We start from the raw sequence: 17670 nt of genomic DNA on the forward strand, positions 1-17670 counted from the left end.
ATGGATATCGAACAAAACAACAATATCCCGGACGAGGCCCTTATTGAAAGGGCCCTTTCCGGGGATAAATCGGCCTTGGAAACATTAATAAAAAAACACCAAGATTGGATTTACAATGTATCGCTAAATTTTGTGGGAGACGCTCATGAAGCTGCAGATTTAACGCAGGAAGTACTTATCAAGGTTATCACCAAACTTGAAACATTTAAAGGTAAAAGTGCTTTTAGAACATGGATGTACCGAATTGTAAAAAACCATTTTTTAAACATGAAAAGGGGCAAACAAGAGGTAGATTCGCTCACTTTTGAACAATTTGGTAAGGGACTGGACCAAATACAGGATGAATCTCTGGCGGACTACTCTTATGAAGTTGAAGAAAAAATGTTGGTGGAGGAAGCCAAGATCAGTTGTATGAAAGGAATGTTGCTCTGCCTTGATCGGGAGCAACGACTGATTTATATCCTAGGGGAACTTTTTGAGTTTCCAGATTCCGTGGGAAGTGAAATTATGGAGATTTCCAAACAGAATTTTAGGGTAAAACTACATAGGGCTAAAAAACAACTATATGGCTTTATGGACGATAAGTGTGGTCTGATCAAAAAATCCAACCCCTGTAGATGTCATAGAAAAACAGCAGGTTTTATCAAGATGGGATATGTTGACCCTGTTGAGCTGAATTTTCAAAAAGGGGTGATCTCTAAAATCAACGAGGTTGTGGAAGAGAAGGTTAAGGCCTTCTCCAATGAGGTCATATCAGATTATCAGGAAATATATCAGGAACATCCATTTTTGAGAAGCCCAGAAACACTGGACTCCATTAGGGAAATGCTTTCCAAGGATACACTTAAACAAACATTTGATTTGTAAAATCACGAGGCATGATGTGGCTTGGTAGGAGCAGGGTTGCTAAGGCGAAAAATCAACGATTTTTTTCTTTTTTTATATATTAGGAACATGGAGTCTTATGCAACTGCCCTGTTATATGCCATACCGTTTTTTATAATTTTGGTGCTTTTTGAAGTGCTCTACGGGCATCTGGCCAAGAAACAGAAGCACAATGTTATGGATACCGTGAGCAGTCTCAGCTCCGGCCTTACCAATGTGGTTAAAGACTCCCTTGGGCTTGGCATCATTATCGTTACTTACCCATATCTACTGGAGCATCTTGCGTTGATGGAAATCAAAACTACGTGGGTAGTTTGGGTAGTCGGTTTTTTGGCATTGGATTTTGCCGGTTACTGGAACCATCGTTTGAGCCATCATATCAATTTTTTTTGGAACCAGCATGTAATACACCATAGCAGCGAAGAGTTTAATTTGGCCTGTGCTTTACGCCAGTCAATCTCGAATCTTTTGGGCTATTTCCCAATATTGTTGATTCCAGCGGCATTATTGGGTGTTCCACATAAAGTCATTGCAATCTTGGCACCCATCCAGCTTTTTGCCCAATTTTGGTACCACACCCAGCATATTGGTAAAATGGGATGGTTGGAATATATTATTGTTACCCCTTCGCAACATCGAGTGCACCATGCCATTAACCCGGAATACATTGACAAGAATTTAGGACAGATATTTTGTATTTGGGATAGAATGTTTGGAACATTCCAAGAGGAATTGAAAGAAGTGCCACCACAATATGGGGTTTTAAAACCGGCTGCAACGTGGAATCCCATTGTAATCAATTTTCAACATTTATGGCGGTTGGCAAAGGATGCTTGGCGTACCAAAAGTATATGGGATAAAATTCGGATTTGGTTTATGCCCACAGGATGGCGTCCATCAGATGTAAAAGAAAAATATCCCATAACCGGTATTGAAGACGTCTATAATTTCAAAAAATACAAACCTCACGCTTCAAAAGCTTTGAAGGGCTATTCCATTTTTCAATTGACCGCGAATACCGTTCTCATGTTGTTTATGTTCTATAATTATACAGAAATAGGATTTAGTGGCCTACTACTGTTCGGAGCCTATATTTTTGTAGGTATTTATGGCTACACCACTTTGATGGATAAAGAACCCTATGCGGTATGGATTGAGGTTTTTAGAGGTATGGCAGGCTTAATGCTGATTTATATTACTGGTGATTGGTTTGGCCTGGACCTATTTGTGCCCTATGGAAGTTATTTGGTGGGAATCTATTTCCTAATCACCATTTTCGGTGGGATTTACTTCTCGTATTCGGAAAAGAACTTTGTGGCTCCGGATATGGCTTCTTAAAGCTTTTTTATTTTGTTATTGACTAGGTCTATGTAATTGCGCATAGCTTCTTCCATGCTAATATTTTGGGCCTGAATAAGGGCATTGGCCTTAAAGGCATTGATCAAAGGGGTCTTACTGCCGGGGTTATCGTAATTTTTATTCGCAATTTTATAGTAGGCGTATAATTTGAGCAACAAATCCGCAGGCATGGGTTCAGTGTAGCTGTTGACATAGGCTACGGCTTCCTCAAACTGCTTATGTAGTTCCTCATCAATCATCCTTATTACGGATTGAAGCTATACAAGTTCTCGCTCCAACCACTTTTTGGTCCAATTTTACAGTAATGTCGCAGTCCAATGGCAACAAAAGATCTACGCGGGAACCAAACTTTATGAAACCGGCATCCTGTCCTTGGGTAACCTGTTCTCCTTCTTCAGCATAATTCACTATTCGGCGCGCCAAAGCCCCGGCAATCTGCCGATATCCAATTTCTCCAAACTTTGGAGTGTGCACAATCACGGTGGTTCGTTCGTTTTCCGTACTCGACTTGGGATGCCAAGCAACCAAATATTTTCCCGGATGGTATTTGGAGTAGGTCACTGTTCCACTGGCCGCATAGCGCGTAACATGGACGTTTAATGGCGACATGAAAATGGACACTTGTTTGCGTTTGTCCTTGAAATATTCTGTTTCCTCTATCTCTTCAATAACCACCACTTTTCCATCAACCGGGGCCAAAATTTCATCAAAATTGGGGGTAACCGGTCTTTTCGGGTTTCTAAAGAATTGTAAGATCAATATCAATAGAATAAGAGCCGCAATTTGTGCTGACCATCTAATCCAATCCAAATCAATGTAGAACTGTGTTACCAATAGGATGGCAACTACAATAAAAAAAGTAGCGATAATTATTTTTTGCCCCTCTTTATGAAACATAGGAAAAAATATTTAGTGTCAAATAAGCGAAAGGGGCTGCATAGACCAAACTATCCAATCTGTCCCAAACCCCTCCGTGTCCCGGAAGGATGGCCCCACTGTCCTTAACTCCGGCCATACGCTTAAACTTGGACTCCAATAAATCCCCCAGACTTCCAGCCAATACAATAACTGTGGCAAGAATCATCCATTCAGATAGTGTCAGCGAGGTTTCATAGTCGGCCAAGATATACGCAGCGACCAGTGCAAAAATAAGACCTCCTACAGAACCTTCAATGGTTTTTTTTGGAGAAACTGCCGGATAAAGTTTTGTTCGACCCAATGTACGCCCAACCAGATAAGCAAATGTATCGTTGACCCATATCAGAATAAAGATGCCCATAATCAAAAATTGGGCAAAATCCTTCTGTTTGTATGGGATCATAGTTAAAAAGATGCAACCACCTCCTATATACAATACCGCAATGATGAATTTTTGGAAGTCGTTAAAGTGTTTTGATTTTTTGGAAAACAAAAACGCAAGTAAAGCAAAATCAACGGTCAAAGTCAGTAACAGCAAACCAATAATCAAGGTTCTGTCCTGTACCAAATAGATATAGGTCCACCATAGCGCCAGATAGGCAATAAATATGTAGTATCCCTTGAGTCGCACTATACGTTTAAACTCGTATAGACAGGCAAGTCCGAAAACCATAAAAAGGAAATCAAATGCATCGGAACTTAAAAAAATGGAACCTAAAAGCAGTACCACATAGATGACCCCTGTAATGGAGCGCCGTAAAATTTCTTTCATTGATCTAGTAATCTTCCAGAAGCAAAAGATATACATTTTTTGAGGCACTTCCGTAGGAAAGGAAGTCATTCTTATTTTCCGGGGTGGGTTGGAAGTGTTTCAGTGTGGTAATATTGTTTGGAATATTTTTTTGGTATTTCTCTTTGATGATTTTCAATGCCTCACTGATCGAATCCGCCAACTGACTTGTAGTGGCAAAAACAATGAGATTGGAAGGAAGCTCATCCAGTTTTTTCTCTTTGATTTGGTTGGAGCATACTAGGATAGAGCCATTGTGTGCGATTAAATGCTCACAGGTTGTGAAGAAAATATCGCTTTCTTGCCTGTTTTCGGTGAAGGTGATGTTTTCTGAAGCAAATCGGCTTGTTAACCTAGAATCCAGGGAATAGAAAAAACGGCTTTGCCAGTCGTTTTCGGAAATGATGTTTTTTAAGGCTTCGGATACCTCTGCAAAATCTTCACAGTAAATGAATTTGCCCCCGTTTTTCTTGAAATAAATGGTGAATTTCTCATCTACGGGAATCTTTAAGTCGGGCATATGCTCTCCTCGAGTTTCCAAGGTTTCCTTGGAGACCTTTTTGCCACCTCCGAATAGTTTCCCAAAAACACCCATTTACGGATTCAAGAACATTTAGTATACAGGTTAAAGATGATTCGTGACTGGTTTTATCCAGCAGTTTCCAATTCTTCTTTTTCAAATGGCCTTTTGCCAAAGATTTTTTCTAAATCATCCTTAAAGATAACTTCTTTTTCCAATAATCTTTCTGCAAGCTCTGCCAGTTTATCTTTATTTTCCTCCAATAATTTTATAGCGCGTTGATATTGCTTTTCAATAATCTTTGATATTTCCATATCAATTTTTTGGGCAGTTTCTTCGCTATACGGTTTGGTAAACCCATATTCGTTCTGCCCGGAGGAATCATAATAGGTGATATTTCCCAATGTATCGTTGAGACCATAAATGGTAACCATGGCGCGAGCTTGTTTCGTCACTTTTTCAAGATCGCTCAAAGCACCTGTGGAAATTTTATTGAAAACCACTTTTTCTGCAGCTCTACCTCCCATGGTGGCACACATCTCATCAAGCATCTGCTCTGGTCGCACTATAAGTCTTTCCTCAGGAAGGTACCACGCGGCCCCCAATGATTGGCCTCGGGGGACAATGGTTACTTTGACCAGTGGTGCAGCATGTTCCAGCATCCAACTTACTGTGGCGTGGCCAGCTTCATGGTATGCAATGGTCTTTTTCTCTTCTGGAGTGATAATCTTATTTTTCTTTTCTAGACCACCAACAATTCTATCCACAGCATCTAGAAAGTCTTGTTTGGTCACCGCTTTTTTCTCTTTTCTGGCGGCAATCAATGCAGCTTCATTACAAACATTGGCAATATCAGCCCCAGAGAATCCAGGTGTTTGTTTTGCCAAGAAGTCCAAATCCAAAGTCTCAGCTGTTTTAATAGGGCGAAGGTGGACTTCAAAAATCTCTTTTCTTTCACGTAAATCCGGAAGGTCCACATAGATTTGACGGTCAAAACGACCTGCACGCATAAGAGCCTTGTCCAGCACATCTGCTCGGTTTGTTGCGGCCAGTACTATAACATTGGTATTGGTGCCAAATCCGTCCATTTCTGTCAAGAGCTGGTTCAGTGTGTTTTCGCGTTCGTCGTTGGAACCTGTGAAATTATTCTTTCCCCTTGCACGTCCAATGGCATCAATCTCATCAATAAAAATGATGGAAGGGGATTTGTCTTTGGCTTGTTTGAACAAGTCCCTTACCCTAGAGGCACCCACCCCTACGAACATCTCTACAAAATCAGAGCCCGAAAGAGAGAAAAAAGGAACCTTAGCTTCACCGGCCACAGCCTTGGCCAATAAGGTCTTTCCCGTTCCTGGAGGTCCTACAAGCAAAGCACCTTTTGGAATCTTACCTCCCAAAGAAGTGTATTTGTCAGGGTTTTTTAAGAACTCCACTATTTCCTGGACTTCTTCTTTTGCACCTTCCAGTCCGGCAACATCCTTAAAGGATGTTCTGGTGTCGGTCTTTTCATCAAAAAGCTTGGCCTTGGATTTTCCAATATTGAAGATTTGGCCTCCTGCACCACCTCCGGCGCCACCAGACATTCTTCGCATAAGATAAATCCATATACCAATAATCAAAGCAAAAGGTAATAGAGAGAGTAGCAACTCACCCAAAACATTGGATTCCGTGTCAAAATCTACTATGGTATCCAGGTTGTTTTCCTTTTTGATGCTGTTGATCTCGTCCTCAAAGTTTTGAAGATCACCATAATCCAAAATATACTGAGGAATTTTACCGGCAGAGAAATTAAAAGGTTTGTCCGCCACGTTTCGGTGAACATCCTTTTGCAGTGCTTCTTCGGTCAAGAACACTTTGGCCTGCCTTGTATTGGTTATGATGAGAATCTCAGAAATGTCACCATTTCTTAAGAATTCTTGAAGCTCTGAAGTAGTTGTTTTTTCAGTACTGGAGAAACTATTTCCTCCAAAGAACTGGAAACCTACGATCAAAGCAATTACCACGCCGTAGACCCACCATGAGCTGAAACGAGGTTTTTTCGGGGTATTATTGTTGTTTTCCTTTGCCATTTTTTACGAATTATAACTGCTCTCCACCATGGTCACTTTGGCATCTCCCCAAAGTCCTTCAATGTCGTAGAATTCCCTAATATGTTTTTGAAATACATGTACCACGACGTTCACATAATCCATTAAAACCCATTCTGCGTTTTCAGAACCCTCAATATGCCAAGGTTTGTCTTGAATGGATTTACTTACTGTTTTTTGGATGGACGAAACAATTGCGTTGACATGCGTATTGGAAGTACCATTGCAGATTATAAAGTAGTCGCAAACTGTATTTTCAATTTCCCTAAGATCCAGCAGGTTTATATCAACTCCTTTTACTTCTTCTATCCCGTGTAAAATTAAGGCAATCAGTTCATCTGCACTAGCTTTCGTTTTCTGCATTCAAAAATTTTAGTTTCTACAAAGTTATATTTTTTTTGTTTTCTTAGCCCTAGATTTTAACATATCCTTGGGCGCACCACTTATGGGAGAACACACTCAAATAATCAAACTTGATGCCACTGATTCTACAAATTTGTATTTAAAGGATCTATTGCGGTCGAAGGCACTTATGGACGGTACTGTTGTTGTTGCCAAAAATCAAACAAAAGGTAGGGGGCAAGTAGGGTCCGTTTGGCAGTCTGAAACAGGTAAAAACTTGACTTTTAGTGTATTGAAGAACTTTGATGCGCTTCATGTGCAACATCAATTTGTGCTGAACATCTGTACCTCCTTGGTCATTCACGATGTACTATGGCAATTGGGCATACCTAATTTAAAAGTGAAATGGCCTAACGACATTATGTCAGGTTCAACTAAGATTTGTGGTATTTTGATAGAAAATATCCTAAAAGGGCAATTTTTACAACAATCCATAATCGGGATTGGTTTAAATGTAAACCAGACCGGATTTCAGAATTTGGAAAATGCATCTTCACTCAAGGAGATAACTGGAAAATCCTTTGATTTGGACGAGTTATTGCACAAGATCTTGGAAAGGATGGAGTATCAGTTCGCCGGGATAGAGGGCAAGACCGTAAGCCAGTTACTACCTTCTTATGAAAAAGTTTTGTTCAGAAAGGATAAACCTTCGACGTTCAAAGATGGGAACGGAAACATTTTCATGGGGTTCATCCGAAAAATTTCTTCAAGCGGAAAACTTGTTCTGGAGCTGGAAGACAACATTTTTAAAGAATATGAGCTGAAAGAGGTTTCCCTGCTCTACTGACCAATCTTGTCCATGTTGTTGGATAGGGTCTCCATGAAGTTTGTAATGGGATTTTTGATCATCATGGCCATCATGGCATTGAACTGACCTTCAAAACTTAATCCAATCTCACTTTCATTTTCCCCCAAAGCGGTAATATCTCCGGTCAAAGTAAATGGTAATTTATCGCTGGCCGCACCCAAAATAACTTTTTCATTGGGGAATTGCTCTTTTAATCTTAGAACAATTTCTGGCATACCCTTTAAAGCAAATTTGAAGGTTTTTTCATCCAATACTTCAAACTTGTCAATGTTATCGGGCATTAGTACTTCAAAGTTTTTGATATCGGTCAAAAAGTCAAATACTTCTTTATCACTTTTGGCCAACTTCTTTTTAGGTACTTCAATATGCATAATCTTTTATTGTTTCCATTGCTGTGGATTGGATTTCCACTGCAATAAGGTTTGTAACTGTGAATCTTTTATATAATGTGTCTCAGAGGCCTGCTCAATGAGATGGTCATAGTCTGATAAAGTGTGCAAGGTAACTTCTTCTTGCTCAAAATTCTCGTTGGCCACAGGAAAACCGTAGGTAAAAATGGCAACCATCCCTTTTACATTGGCACCCTTTTCCTTTAAGGCTCTTACCGCATTAAGGCTACTTTTTCCCGTGCTGATTAAATCTTCAATGACCACTACGTTTTTGCCAGCTTCCAAATATCCTTCAATTTGATTTTGGCGACCATGGGATTTAGGTTCGGGCCTTACATACACAAAAGGTAGTCCCAAAGCTTCGGCAACGAGTATTCCAATACCAATGGCACCCGTAGCCACGCCGGCTATAACATCGGGTTTTCCATACAGGGTTTCCACCTGTTTTGCCATTTCTTCACGCACAAAATTCCGTATCTCAGGATAGGATAACATTATCCTGTTATCGCAATAAATAGGAGATTTCCAACCGGAAGCCCATGTAAACGGATTTTCCGGTTCCAACTTAATTGCATTAATTTGTAATAGAAGTTCGGCAGTTTTTTTTGCAGTTCCCTTGTCTAAAACCATTGCGCAAATGTATGAAGTTTTTGTTAATGAATCTCCACTCATTTTAACAAACGAGCGGCCGAAAAATTCCAATGGCAACCTGTTTTCATTGGACGGGGACTCTATTATGGAAGCCATTGATTCACTGGCCAAAGGTAATTTGGATGTTGCCTATCTCTACCATCCGGATGAACAAAAGGTTTTGGACATTTTTATGCACAAAATTCCGGTTGTTGTGGCCGGTGGTGGATTTGTGATGAATAAAAAAGGGAAGGTGCTCTTTATTTTCAGAAATGGTAAATGGGATTTGCCAAAAGGTAAAGTGGACAAAGGGGAATCAATTGAAAAGGCTGCTATTAGAGAGGTAGAGGAAGAAACTGGGGTAAAAAACCTGAAGATTGAAAAATTCCTCAGGACCACATACCATATTTTTAAGCGTAGTGGAGAATACAGGCTAAAAAAGGTGCATTGGTTTGCCATGTCAACCGAATATAAGGGGAAACTGGTAGCTGAAGAAGCCGAGGGAATCTTAAAAGTAAAGTGGAAAGGTCCTAAAAAGGCGAGAAAGGCACTGGAAAATTCCTATTTCAATATAAAAGTGCTCTTTGAGGAATGGCCTAGTCGTTAGATAACAGGGCTGAAGCCTTACTGCCTTTTGGTATGCGATACACTGGATAATTGAGATACGCATCCTCTACATATTTTGAACGCTTATAGATCCAATCCAGTTGTTCGTACCAATTTTCGGAAAAATCAGCATCAGATGCTTTTTTAGCCAAGAAATCTTGCCTTAACAGTGTATCCTTTTCCAAAATTTCCAGGGCTAAATCTTCAAAAACATAAGGGGAAAAACCCTCTTTTCGTTGAAGGACCGTGTCAAAAAAGTTCCAGTTGAAAAACGAATCTGAAGCTTGGGGTTCCAAAGTTTCAAGCAAGTACCTAATGCCAGGTTGTTGGGTTGGTATCACAATGTCACCGGCTCTAAAGGAAAGTTCTCGGGTATTTGTTTTAATCTGGGTATTGAAATGGGGATAATGTCCTTCGTATGCCATTTTCCGGGTGCCATATCCCAGGATTTTATAGGATTCTACCTCCAGGGTGGTATCTTCCTCAATCTCAAAATATTCAATATTATTGGCATCCAGTCTTTCCATGACCCTTTGCCAGCCTTGTTTGATGATATAGGCATCGGGCACCGAAATGGTATCCATTGGAAAATAGTAGTTATAATATGTGGTCTCTCTGGTAAATGGTCTGCTTTGATCGTATTTTAAGCGGAGCAACCCAGTTATTTCACTTTCAATTTGATCGGCTTCATAACCTTTAAATTTCAATGTCGTGGTGCGGGTGGTGTCCACCTGCCAATTGAAATAATAGTTGGAAAGGTCAAGATTATCTTCCAGGGTCTCTTCACGAAGTTTTTTAATGTTCTTATGGTCTTTTTCTACCACCGTTAGCAAGCTCTGCATCAATTGGTAGGTACCTTCAACCCGTTTTTTGTAGGGTTTGAGCATGTGGGTTTCCACCATCAATCCCAAAGTACTCCATAAAGAAGTATAACCGGTTGAATACCTTGGATGGTCCATAAATTGACTGAAACCATATTCTGGAGGTCTATTAAAAACATTCACATATGGGGTTATGTCCCATTTGTTCTCCGCCAAGTTCTCTTCCAAATTTGGCATGAACGAATTGTGCAAGTAATCACCCAATTTTCCACCCAACCTATTGTGCTGGGTAAACAGATGTGTTAAGGTATATTGATAGTCGGCTCCATTGCTAACATGGTTGTCCACAAAAACGTCAGGCTTTACCAGATGGAAAATTTCTGCAAAAGTTCTGGCATTTTTGGTGTCCATTTTAATGAAGTCCCTGTTTAGGTCATAGTTTTGTGAGTTCCCTCTGAAACCATATTCCAACGGGCCATTCTGATTTACCCTGGTATTGGAGTTTCTGTTGAGTGCCCCTCCGATGTTATAGATCGGTATGGTCACCAGGACTGAATGTTTGGGGCTTGGCATTTTCTTGGTCGCTAAATCCCGATACAACAGCATCGTGGCATCAATTCCATCGCTTTCACCAGGGTGGATGCCATTGTTTATAAGGATAATGGCCTTTTCTTTTCTAACGTTGTCCAGATTAAAGTCTCCATCTGGATTAAAAGTGACCATATGCAGGGGATACCCGCTATCTGTTTCGCCAATGGTGTGGATATTGATTTCGGGAAAATCACGTGCCAATTCTATGTAGTAGGAGATGGTCTCCTCATAAGTTGCAGTTTGGGTACCTTCGGAAGTTTCATAAAAAGTGAGGTACGAAGAGGTCTCGTCCTGGGTTACCGTCTCGCAGGAGTAAAACAAAATCAAGAAAACAAAAAACGTAAAATACTTCAAGGTTATTCGTATGCCAGTTTGGGGTTTAAATCCATTCAATTATTATTTTGTGGCATAAAAATAGGGAATATTACGATTATGAGGCCATATCGATGGCATCCAAATCAGAAGGTTCAATTTTGAACAAGGGCTTGTTCTTAAAATTGAGGTGATGTTGGCATTTTGACCTGATTTCGGTCCATTTTTGATAATCGGAAGGATCAATGGAGGAGGTAATGATGTTTACAATAACTTTTTTAGGGATGTCCAAGGTGATAAACTCTTCCAAAAAGTCCCACCCATCCATAATGGGCATATTAATATCCAGAAAGATGACATCAGGTACGGAAATACCTTCTTCCAGTCTTCTTTTTAAGTCGTTCAACGCTGGTAGTCCATTTTCAAATCCCTGGACATCATCACAAGTTGCAGCTGGTCTCAGCATTTTTTTTATGCCGAAAACCGTAATCGGGTCATCATCGATTATATATATGCTGTTAACTTTCTTCATCAAAATAAACTTTAAAAGTGGTTCCTTTGTTTACTTGGCTGCTCACTGTTATTGTACCCCCCATGGCCTCAACCTGGTTTTTTGTAATGTAAAGCCCAAGGCCTCTGGCATCTTTTCTACTATGGAAAGTTTTATAGAGTCCAAATAATTTCTTTCCATGTTTTTCCAAATCTATGCCCAGTCCATTGTCCTCAAAACTCAGGATTATTTTTTTGCGATGTTTTTTAACGCTTAGGGTAATGGTAGGTTTCCTGTCCGGACTTCTGTATTTAACCGCGTTGGTCATTAAATTGAGTACAATACTATCCAAATAAGCCGGTACACAAAGTACAGATAGGTCATCAGGGATGGTATTCTTGATTTCTATCTGGTTCTTTGTCAAGAAAGTTGAAAGATCTTGCTGGACCTTATGGATTACATCATTGATCTTTACAGATTTCTTTTCAAGATTGATATTGGTGTTGATGTCTACCACTTGGTTTAAATCAGATAGGGTAAGCATTAAGTTGTCCGAAGCTTGGGACAGCATAGCCAAAATCCGTTCTTTTTCTGTTTCGTCATCTTCTTTTACCAAAAATTCCAACAACATGGAAAAATTAGCGGTATGTGATCTAAGATTATGTGAGACAATATGGGCAAAGTTGATCAGTTTTTTGTTCTGAACCGCAGTAACATTGATCAGATCACGCAGTTGATCCTCTTTCTTTTTAAGATGGGTAATGTCCATGCTGATCCCTATGAGCCCAGTAACCGTACCTTCCAAATCCAAAAGAGGAATCTTTGAAGTTAGAAAGTTGGTAATGGTACCATCCTTTTTAATGCTCATGGTCTCTTTGCCAAGAATCGTTTTTTGGGTCCGCATCACTTCCAAGTCTTCTTCACGTGAAATTTGGGCTATGTCAGCATCATATAGCTCAAAATCTGTTTTTCCAATGAGGTCTTTGGCCTTCTTCCCTAAATACTCACACTCTGCTTTGTTGACCAAAATCTTTCTGGAGTCTTTGTCCTTAATGTAAACATTGAGCGGTATGTTGTTGATCAAGGTGGTCAGCAACTGTTGGTTCTCCTTGCTTTTGGTTTCGGCCTGTACCTGATCATGAACATCCTGAAAGGTTCCAAAAAGCTTAACTATCTTGCCATCCTTTTTTATTGGTTTTCCTGCGGCCATGACCCAGCGTTCTTCACCTTTTTTGGTGACGATAACTAATTTTTTATTGAATGAGGAACCGTCTTTTAACGCTTTATGGAACAGCATTGAAATTTTATTTCTGCTGTAACCTTGCTTATAAAAGGCTATAGCTTCTGCAACGGTAGGTTGATAAGAAGAAGGTACTTGATGGATTTTTTTTGTCTGCTCGCACCATGATACCTGCTCAGTGGCTATGTCATATTCCCAGCTCCCAATTTTGGCAACTTCTGACTGGGTTTTGTGCAATGTCTTATAGAGTTCAAGCTCTTGCTCTTTTTTAACTTCCTCGGATATATCATCTATCTGAATCAACGTTCCAACAACATTCTCTTTTTCATCAAACCAGGGGGTAAAAGTGCTCTCGAACCATTGCTCATCACCATTTTCTTCCTTTAGGTGACGCAATCTTCCAGATTTGTTCTTGGTAAAAAACCTATCTAAGGTTTTTTGATCAACCTTGTCATGTTTCGCATATAAATCCTGAATACTAAGTTTGGAAATATCTTTTGAAGAGATGTCAAAAACTGCAGACCATGAATCTGACACACCCACCAGTTTTTGTTCCATGTTTACCAGAGCTGTTGCCTTGGGCAACTGCTTTAGAAGATACTGATGAATGTCGGTTTGAACTGCTTTCAAAATTAGGACCTACATTTAAACCTTTACAATTTATAAGAATTTTCATACGAAAATAACAGTATTGATCATTTTAGTTGATTTATTGTTGTGAATTATGGCAAAAATGTTGTTTCCCTCGAGGTTATTAGGGTAAGATTGAATTGCAGACTTGCTATAAAATGAAGTTTACCGCTTAATCACTACTGTATCCGGAACCAGTACAGTGTAATCCCCACCATTGCGAATGACGTCCCTTACAATGGAAGAACTTATATAGGATTTTCCCGAAGAGGTAAGCAAGAAGACCGTCTCTATTTCAGATAATCTTCTATTGGTATGGGCTATGGCTTTTTCAAATTCAAAATCAGCAGGATTGCGCAATCCCCTTAATATGAAATTGGCATCGACTTCCTTGCAAAAGTCCACCGTAAGCCCTTCGTAGGTGACCACCTTTATCTTTGGTTCGTCCTTGAAGGCATCTTCGATGAATTTTGTCCTCTCCTCAAGCGAGAACATATATTTTTTGTCCGCGTTTATTCCAATGGCAATCAGCAGTTCATCAAACAGAGTGATTCCTCTTGTAATAATGTCATAGTGACCAAGAGTAAGTGGATCAAAGGAGCCAGGAAAAATAGCGCGTCTCATGGTTGGCAAGGTTTGTTCAAAAATACAGATTTTCTATTGTATTGCTTCTTCAATGGCACTGGCAAACAATTGTTCCAAATTAATTCCGGCAGCCTGGGCTTGTTGGGGTAGAATACTTTCCTCGGTTAATCCAGGAGTGGTGTTGACTTCCAACAAATAAGGGTCGTCACCCATAAAAATGAACTCACTTCTACTGTATCCCTTAAGTCCAAGGGTTCTATAGATGAACTCTGCAAGCGCGGTTACATTGGATTCCTGCACTTTGGAAATTCTTGCTGGGGTTATTTCTTGGGATTTTCCTAAATATTTGGCTTCAAAATCAAAAAAATCATTCTCTGAGACAATCTCGGTAATGGGTAGTACTTTGACCTCATTTTGATAAGTAATCACTCCAACTGAAACCTCTGTTCCATCCAAATAGGATTCAATAATGACTTGGTCGTCCTCAGAAAAAGCATGGTCAATAGCTTTCTCCAAATCTTCACTCTGGTATACTTTGGAAATCCCATAGCTGCTACCAGCTCTATTGGCTTTTACAAAACAAGGCAAGCCAACCTTTTCAACAATTGCTTTTGTGTCAATTGATTGTCCTTTATTTACATAGTAGGAAGTGGCACATCGTACTCCATACGGTTTTAAAGTGCTCAGTAGGTCTCTTTTATTGAAAGTAAGTGCGGCTTCATAATGATTGCAGGATGTCTGGGGTATCCCTAATAATTCTAAATAGGCCTGCAGCAAGCCATCTTCACCGGGGGTGCCGTGTATGGCATTGAAAACACAATCAAAATAGATTTTCTCCTGTCCCAGGAATATGCTGAAATCGGATTTATCTACTGGGAACTCTTTATCCTGCTCATCCAAATAGATCCATTTGTCCTTGGTAATGACTATTCGATACGGAACATAAGCTGTTCTATTCAAATACTTATACACCACGTTTCCACTCTTGATGGAAATACCAAACTCGCTGGAGTATCCACCCATTACAATGGCAATGTTCTTTTTCATCCACTTATCGAATATCGCTTGGCCAAAGTAAAGAAAAAAGGACTGGTTTCCTATATTTGTTCCGATAAGGCATTATGCATGAAACATTTTTTCAGGTTTTTAAAGAGCAAAATTTTCTTCATCCATTTGGGATTGGCAGTGGTAGCGTTGGTGTTGCTGTCTCTTTTGGCGTTACAGTGGTTGAAGAGTTCCACACACCACGGAGAATTTGTGGAAGTTCCCGATTTCTCCAAAATGTCCGTAATGGAAATGAGAAAGACGGTGGAAGATGCCGGATTGCGTTACCAAGTATTGGATTCCTCCAATTACAATCCAGATTATCCAAGATTTTCCATTTTGGAACAGAACCCTCCAGCAGGAAATAAGGTGAAGACCAACCGTAAAATTTATTTTACGGTCAACCCATCAGGATATAAAAAAGTAACCGTGCCCGATATTGTTCAGGTCACCCAACGGAATGCAACATCCATGTTGCGTGCCGTAGGTCTCGATGTGCAACGCATAACCTATATAGATGAATTGGGAAAGGACATGGTCTACAATATGAAGCACAAGGGAAAATATATAAAGCCTGGAGATAAACTTCCCAAGACCTCCAAGATAGAATTGATCTGTGGTAATGGTAAGATTCCTGGAAGTGCACGTGTACAGGCTGATTCGCAATAGACATGGATATTTCGGATAACCAAGAACTCTCCCAAGAAGAACTTTTTGAACATCACAAATTTGTTGCCGCCAAAGGACAGGAACCTTTAAGGGTAGATAAATTCTTGATGAACTTCATTGAAAATGCCACCCGGAACAAAATCCAACAAGCAGCCAAAAATGGCCATATCTGGGTCAATGGAACCATAGTAAAACAAAATTATCGTGTTAAGGCAGGGGATGAGGTGAAGGTTCTTTTTGAACACCCGCCCTACGAATTCTTGCTGACCCCGGAAGATATTCCTTTGGATATTGTTTACGAAGACGAAACCCTCCTGGTGGTGAACAAACCAGCTGGGATGGTGGTTCACCCTGGGCATGGAAATTATTCCGGTACACTGATTAATGCATTAGTGCATCATTTTGATAATCTACCCAAGAATAGCTCAGAACGACCAGGATTGGTGCATCGTATTGATAAGGACACTTCCGGTCTTTTGGTCATAGCTAAAACCGAAGAGGCCATGACCCATTTGGCCCAACAGTTTTTTGAAAAGACCAGTGAACGGGAATATGTTGCCCTGGTATGGGGAAATGTTGAAGAGGACGAGGGTACCGTGGAAGGACATATTGGCAGAAATCCCAAGAATCGTTTGCAAATGATGGTCTTCCCGGAAGGTGACAATGGAAAAAAAGCCGTGACACACTTCAAGGTTTTGGAAAGATTGGGCTATGTTACCCTGGTTTCCTGCAAATTGGAAACAGGACGTACGCATCAGATACGGGTGCACATGAAATACATTGGGCACACCCTCTTCAATGATGAGCGCTATGGCGGGGATAAAATCTTAAAAGGAACCACATTTACCAAATACAAACAATTTGTAGAGAATGCCTTTAAAATTTTGCCCAGACAGGCTTTGCATGCCAAGACCTTGGGCTTTGAGCACCCAGCTACTGGCAAATTCATGAGCTTTGATTCGGAGTTGCCCGAAGACATGGTCACTTGTATTGAAAAATGGCGCTCTTATGCCAAACACAGTGGATAATAGGTTTCTTCGATTCCAGCATTGAAAACAGCTTTTGGGCATATTACTCAAAGTCCAATATCATCCCTATTTTTACTAAAAATAAAATTTCATGAAAATTGTTATCTCCCCAGCTAAATCATTGGACTTTGAAACGGCTTTGCCCACTTCGCAATTCTCACAACCACTATTTTTAGAACAGGCTGAGAAATTGAATGCCGTTTTGGCCAAGAAAAAGCCTAAGGCTTTATCTGAACTCATGTCCATTTCAAATAAACTTGCAGAGTTGAATTGGGAGAGAAACCAACAATTTTCAACTCCGTTTACCCAAGATAATGCCCGGCCAGCAGTGTATTCCTTTAATGGAGATGTGTATCAAGGTTTGGATGCATACTCCATCCCAGAGGAAAAGCTGGAAAAATTACAAGGCACGCTTCGGATTTTATCCGGATTGTATGGAATACTTAAGCCATTGGACCTTATTCAACCCTATAGATTGGAAATGGGGACCAAACTCAAAGTTGGGCGAAAGAAAAACTTATATGAGTTTTGGCAAAAACAGCTCACCGAACGCTTGAACAATGAGTTGGAGGACAACGAGTTGTTTGTCAATCTGGCCAGCAACGAATATTTTGGTGCTATAGATGAAAAAGGACTAAAGGTTCCCGTGATCACACCGATTTTTAAGGATTGGAAGAATGACAAGCTCAAAGTAATCAGTTTCTTTGCTAAAAAAGCACGAGGTTCCATGGTGAGGTACATCTTGGATACCGATGCACAGAACCTGGAAGACATCAAAGGTTTTGATTATGACGACTACCATTTTAGCCAAGAACATGCCCTTAAGGAAAACCAACCTGTCTTTGTGAGATAGGGAAGAGGAGTAA

20 protein-coding genes are annotated in these 17670 nt (G+C 40.2%); 7 read left to right on the plus strand and 13 right to left on the minus strand.

The genetic code is table 11. The annotated features are described in order from the left end of the window. Nucleotides 1–867, plus strand: coding sequence for an RNA polymerase sigma factor (locus tag DX873_RS16525; protein ID WP_116185597.1), 867 nt, complete (start codon nucleotides 1–3; stop codon nucleotides 865–867). Between the two features lie 87 nt (nucleotides 868–954). Then, complete coding sequence (locus tag DX873_RS16530; protein WP_116185662.1) at nucleotides 955–2223, plus strand: sterol desaturase family protein; 1269 nt, start codon at nucleotides 955–957, stop codon at nucleotides 2221–2223. On the opposite strand, the gene DX873_RS16535 is transcribed toward DX873_RS16530, so the two are convergent. The 6 genes from DX873_RS16535 to rsfS are packed head-to-tail and all read right to left on the minus strand — an operon-like array spanning nucleotide 2220 to nucleotide 6922. Beyond that, nucleotides 2220–2483, minus strand: a complete 264-nt coding sequence (locus DX873_RS16535) for an acyl-CoA-binding protein (protein ID WP_116185598.1) — start codon at nucleotides 2481–2483, stop codon at nucleotides 2220–2222. The two genes, DX873_RS16530 and DX873_RS16535, sit on opposite strands and share 4 nt — an antisense overlap. Then, entirely contained in the window at nucleotides 2476–3141 is a 666-nt protein-coding gene (locus DX873_RS16540) for a phosphatidylserine decarboxylase family protein (RefSeq protein WP_116185599.1), read from the minus strand. Before DX873_RS16540 ends, DX873_RS16535 begins: the two co-directional genes overlap by 8 nt. After that, nucleotides 3131–3934, minus strand: a complete 804-nt coding sequence (locus tag DX873_RS16545) for a phosphatidate cytidylyltransferase (RefSeq protein WP_116185600.1) — start codon at nucleotides 3932–3934, stop codon at nucleotides 3131–3133. Before DX873_RS16545 ends, DX873_RS16540 begins: the two co-directional genes overlap by 11 nt. Nucleotides 3935–3938: 4 nt before the next feature. Continuing rightward, nucleotides 3939–4547, minus strand: coding sequence for an LUD domain-containing protein (locus tag DX873_RS16550; protein ID WP_116185601.1), 609 nt, complete (start codon nucleotides 4545–4547; stop codon nucleotides 3939–3941). A gap of 53 nt (nucleotides 4548–4600) precedes the next feature. Next, entirely contained in the window at nucleotides 4601–6541 is a 1941-nt protein-coding gene (ftsH, locus tag DX873_RS16555) for an ATP-dependent zinc metalloprotease FtsH (RefSeq protein ID WP_116185602.1), read from the minus strand. A gap of 3 nt (nucleotides 6542–6544) precedes the next feature. After that, on the minus strand, nucleotides 6545–6922 hold the full coding sequence (gene rsfS, locus DX873_RS16560) for a ribosome silencing factor (protein WP_116185603.1): 378 nt from the start codon (nucleotides 6920–6922) through the stop codon (nucleotides 6545–6547). 82 nt (nucleotides 6923–7004) lie between these two features. Here rsfS and DX873_RS16565 point away from each other — a divergent pair, with 82 nt between their 5' ends. Then, complete coding sequence (locus tag DX873_RS16565; protein WP_116185604.1) at nucleotides 7005–7748, plus strand: biotin--[acetyl-CoA-carboxylase] ligase; 744 nt, start codon at nucleotides 7005–7007, stop codon at nucleotides 7746–7748. Here DX873_RS16565 and DX873_RS16570 read toward each other — a convergent pair. Continuing rightward, the gene (locus DX873_RS16570) at nucleotides 7742–8140 is read right to left on the minus strand and encodes an SRPBCC family protein (protein ID WP_116185605.1); all 399 of its coding nucleotides are present in this window, start codon (nucleotides 8138–8140) and stop codon (nucleotides 7742–7744) included. The genes DX873_RS16565 and DX873_RS16570 overlap by 7 nt on opposite strands. A 6-nt stretch (nucleotides 8141–8146) precedes the next feature. Next, nucleotides 8147–8788 carry an orotate phosphoribosyltransferase gene (gene pyrE / locus DX873_RS16575; protein WP_116185606.1) on the minus strand — a complete coding sequence of 214 codons (642 nt, stop codon included), beginning with the start codon at nucleotides 8786–8788 and terminating at the stop codon, nucleotides 8147–8149. 7 nt (nucleotides 8789–8795) lie between these two features. Here pyrE and DX873_RS16580 point away from each other — a divergent pair, with 7 nt between their 5' ends. Beyond that, nucleotides 8796–9395, plus strand: coding sequence for an NUDIX hydrolase (locus DX873_RS16580; RefSeq protein WP_116185663.1), 600 nt, complete (start codon nucleotides 8796–8798; stop codon nucleotides 9393–9395). Here the strand turns inward: DX873_RS16580 and DX873_RS16585 are convergent. From DX873_RS16585 to DX873_RS16605, 5 genes are all read right to left on the minus strand, one after another. Beyond that, nucleotides 9385–11160: a M14 family metallopeptidase gene (locus tag DX873_RS16585; RefSeq protein ID WP_116185664.1), complete on the minus strand. Its 1776-nt coding sequence runs from the start codon at nucleotides 11158–11160 to the stop codon at nucleotides 9385–9387. The two genes, DX873_RS16580 and DX873_RS16585, sit on opposite strands and share 11 nt — an antisense overlap. A 76-nt stretch (nucleotides 11161–11236) precedes the next feature. Further along, nucleotides 11237–11650 (minus strand): response regulator transcription factor, encoded by a 414-nt coding sequence (locus DX873_RS16590; RefSeq protein ID WP_116185607.1) that lies wholly within the window; start codon nucleotides 11648–11650, stop codon nucleotides 11237–11239. Continuing rightward, nucleotides 11637–13478 (minus strand): PAS domain-containing sensor histidine kinase, encoded by a 1842-nt coding sequence (locus DX873_RS16595; RefSeq protein ID WP_232520965.1) that lies wholly within the window; start codon nucleotides 13476–13478, stop codon nucleotides 11637–11639. Before DX873_RS16595 ends, DX873_RS16590 begins: the two co-directional genes overlap by 14 nt. 165 nt (nucleotides 13479–13643) lie before the next feature. Beyond that, nucleotides 13644–14102, minus strand: coding sequence for a pantetheine-phosphate adenylyltransferase (gene coaD / locus DX873_RS16600; RefSeq protein ID WP_116185609.1), 459 nt, complete (start codon nucleotides 14100–14102; stop codon nucleotides 13644–13646). Nucleotides 14103–14135: 33 nt separating this feature from the next. Next, nucleotides 14136–15110 carry a D-alanine--D-alanine ligase gene (locus tag DX873_RS16605; protein WP_116185610.1) on the minus strand — a complete coding sequence of 325 codons (975 nt, stop codon included), beginning with the start codon at nucleotides 15108–15110 and terminating at the stop codon, nucleotides 14136–14138. A gap of 78 nt (nucleotides 15111–15188) precedes the next feature. On the opposite strand from DX873_RS16605, the gene DX873_RS16610 reads away from it, so the two are divergent. From DX873_RS16610 to yaaA, 3 genes are all read left to right on the plus strand, one after another. After that, nucleotides 15189–15776 (plus strand): PASTA domain-containing protein, encoded by a 588-nt coding sequence (locus DX873_RS16610; protein WP_116185665.1) that lies wholly within the window; start codon nucleotides 15189–15191, stop codon nucleotides 15774–15776. A 2-nt stretch (nucleotides 15777–15778) separates the two neighbouring features. Further along, nucleotides 15779–16804: an RluA family pseudouridine synthase gene (locus DX873_RS16615; RefSeq protein ID WP_116185611.1), complete on the plus strand. Its 1026-nt coding sequence runs from the start codon at nucleotides 15779–15781 to the stop codon at nucleotides 16802–16804. Nucleotides 16805–16895: 91 nt separating this feature from the next. Next, nucleotides 16896–17657, plus strand: coding sequence for a peroxide stress protein YaaA (yaaA, locus tag DX873_RS16620; protein ID WP_116185612.1), 762 nt, complete (start codon nucleotides 16896–16898; stop codon nucleotides 17655–17657). Nucleotides 17658–17670 lie beyond the last annotated feature (13 nt).

Origin of the sequence: Flagellimonas nanhaiensis (assembly GCF_003382275.1) — a bacterium.
GTDB classification, from domain to species: Bacteria; Bacteroidota; Bacteroidia; order Flavobacteriales; family Flavobacteriaceae; genus Flagellimonas; species Flagellimonas nanhaiensis.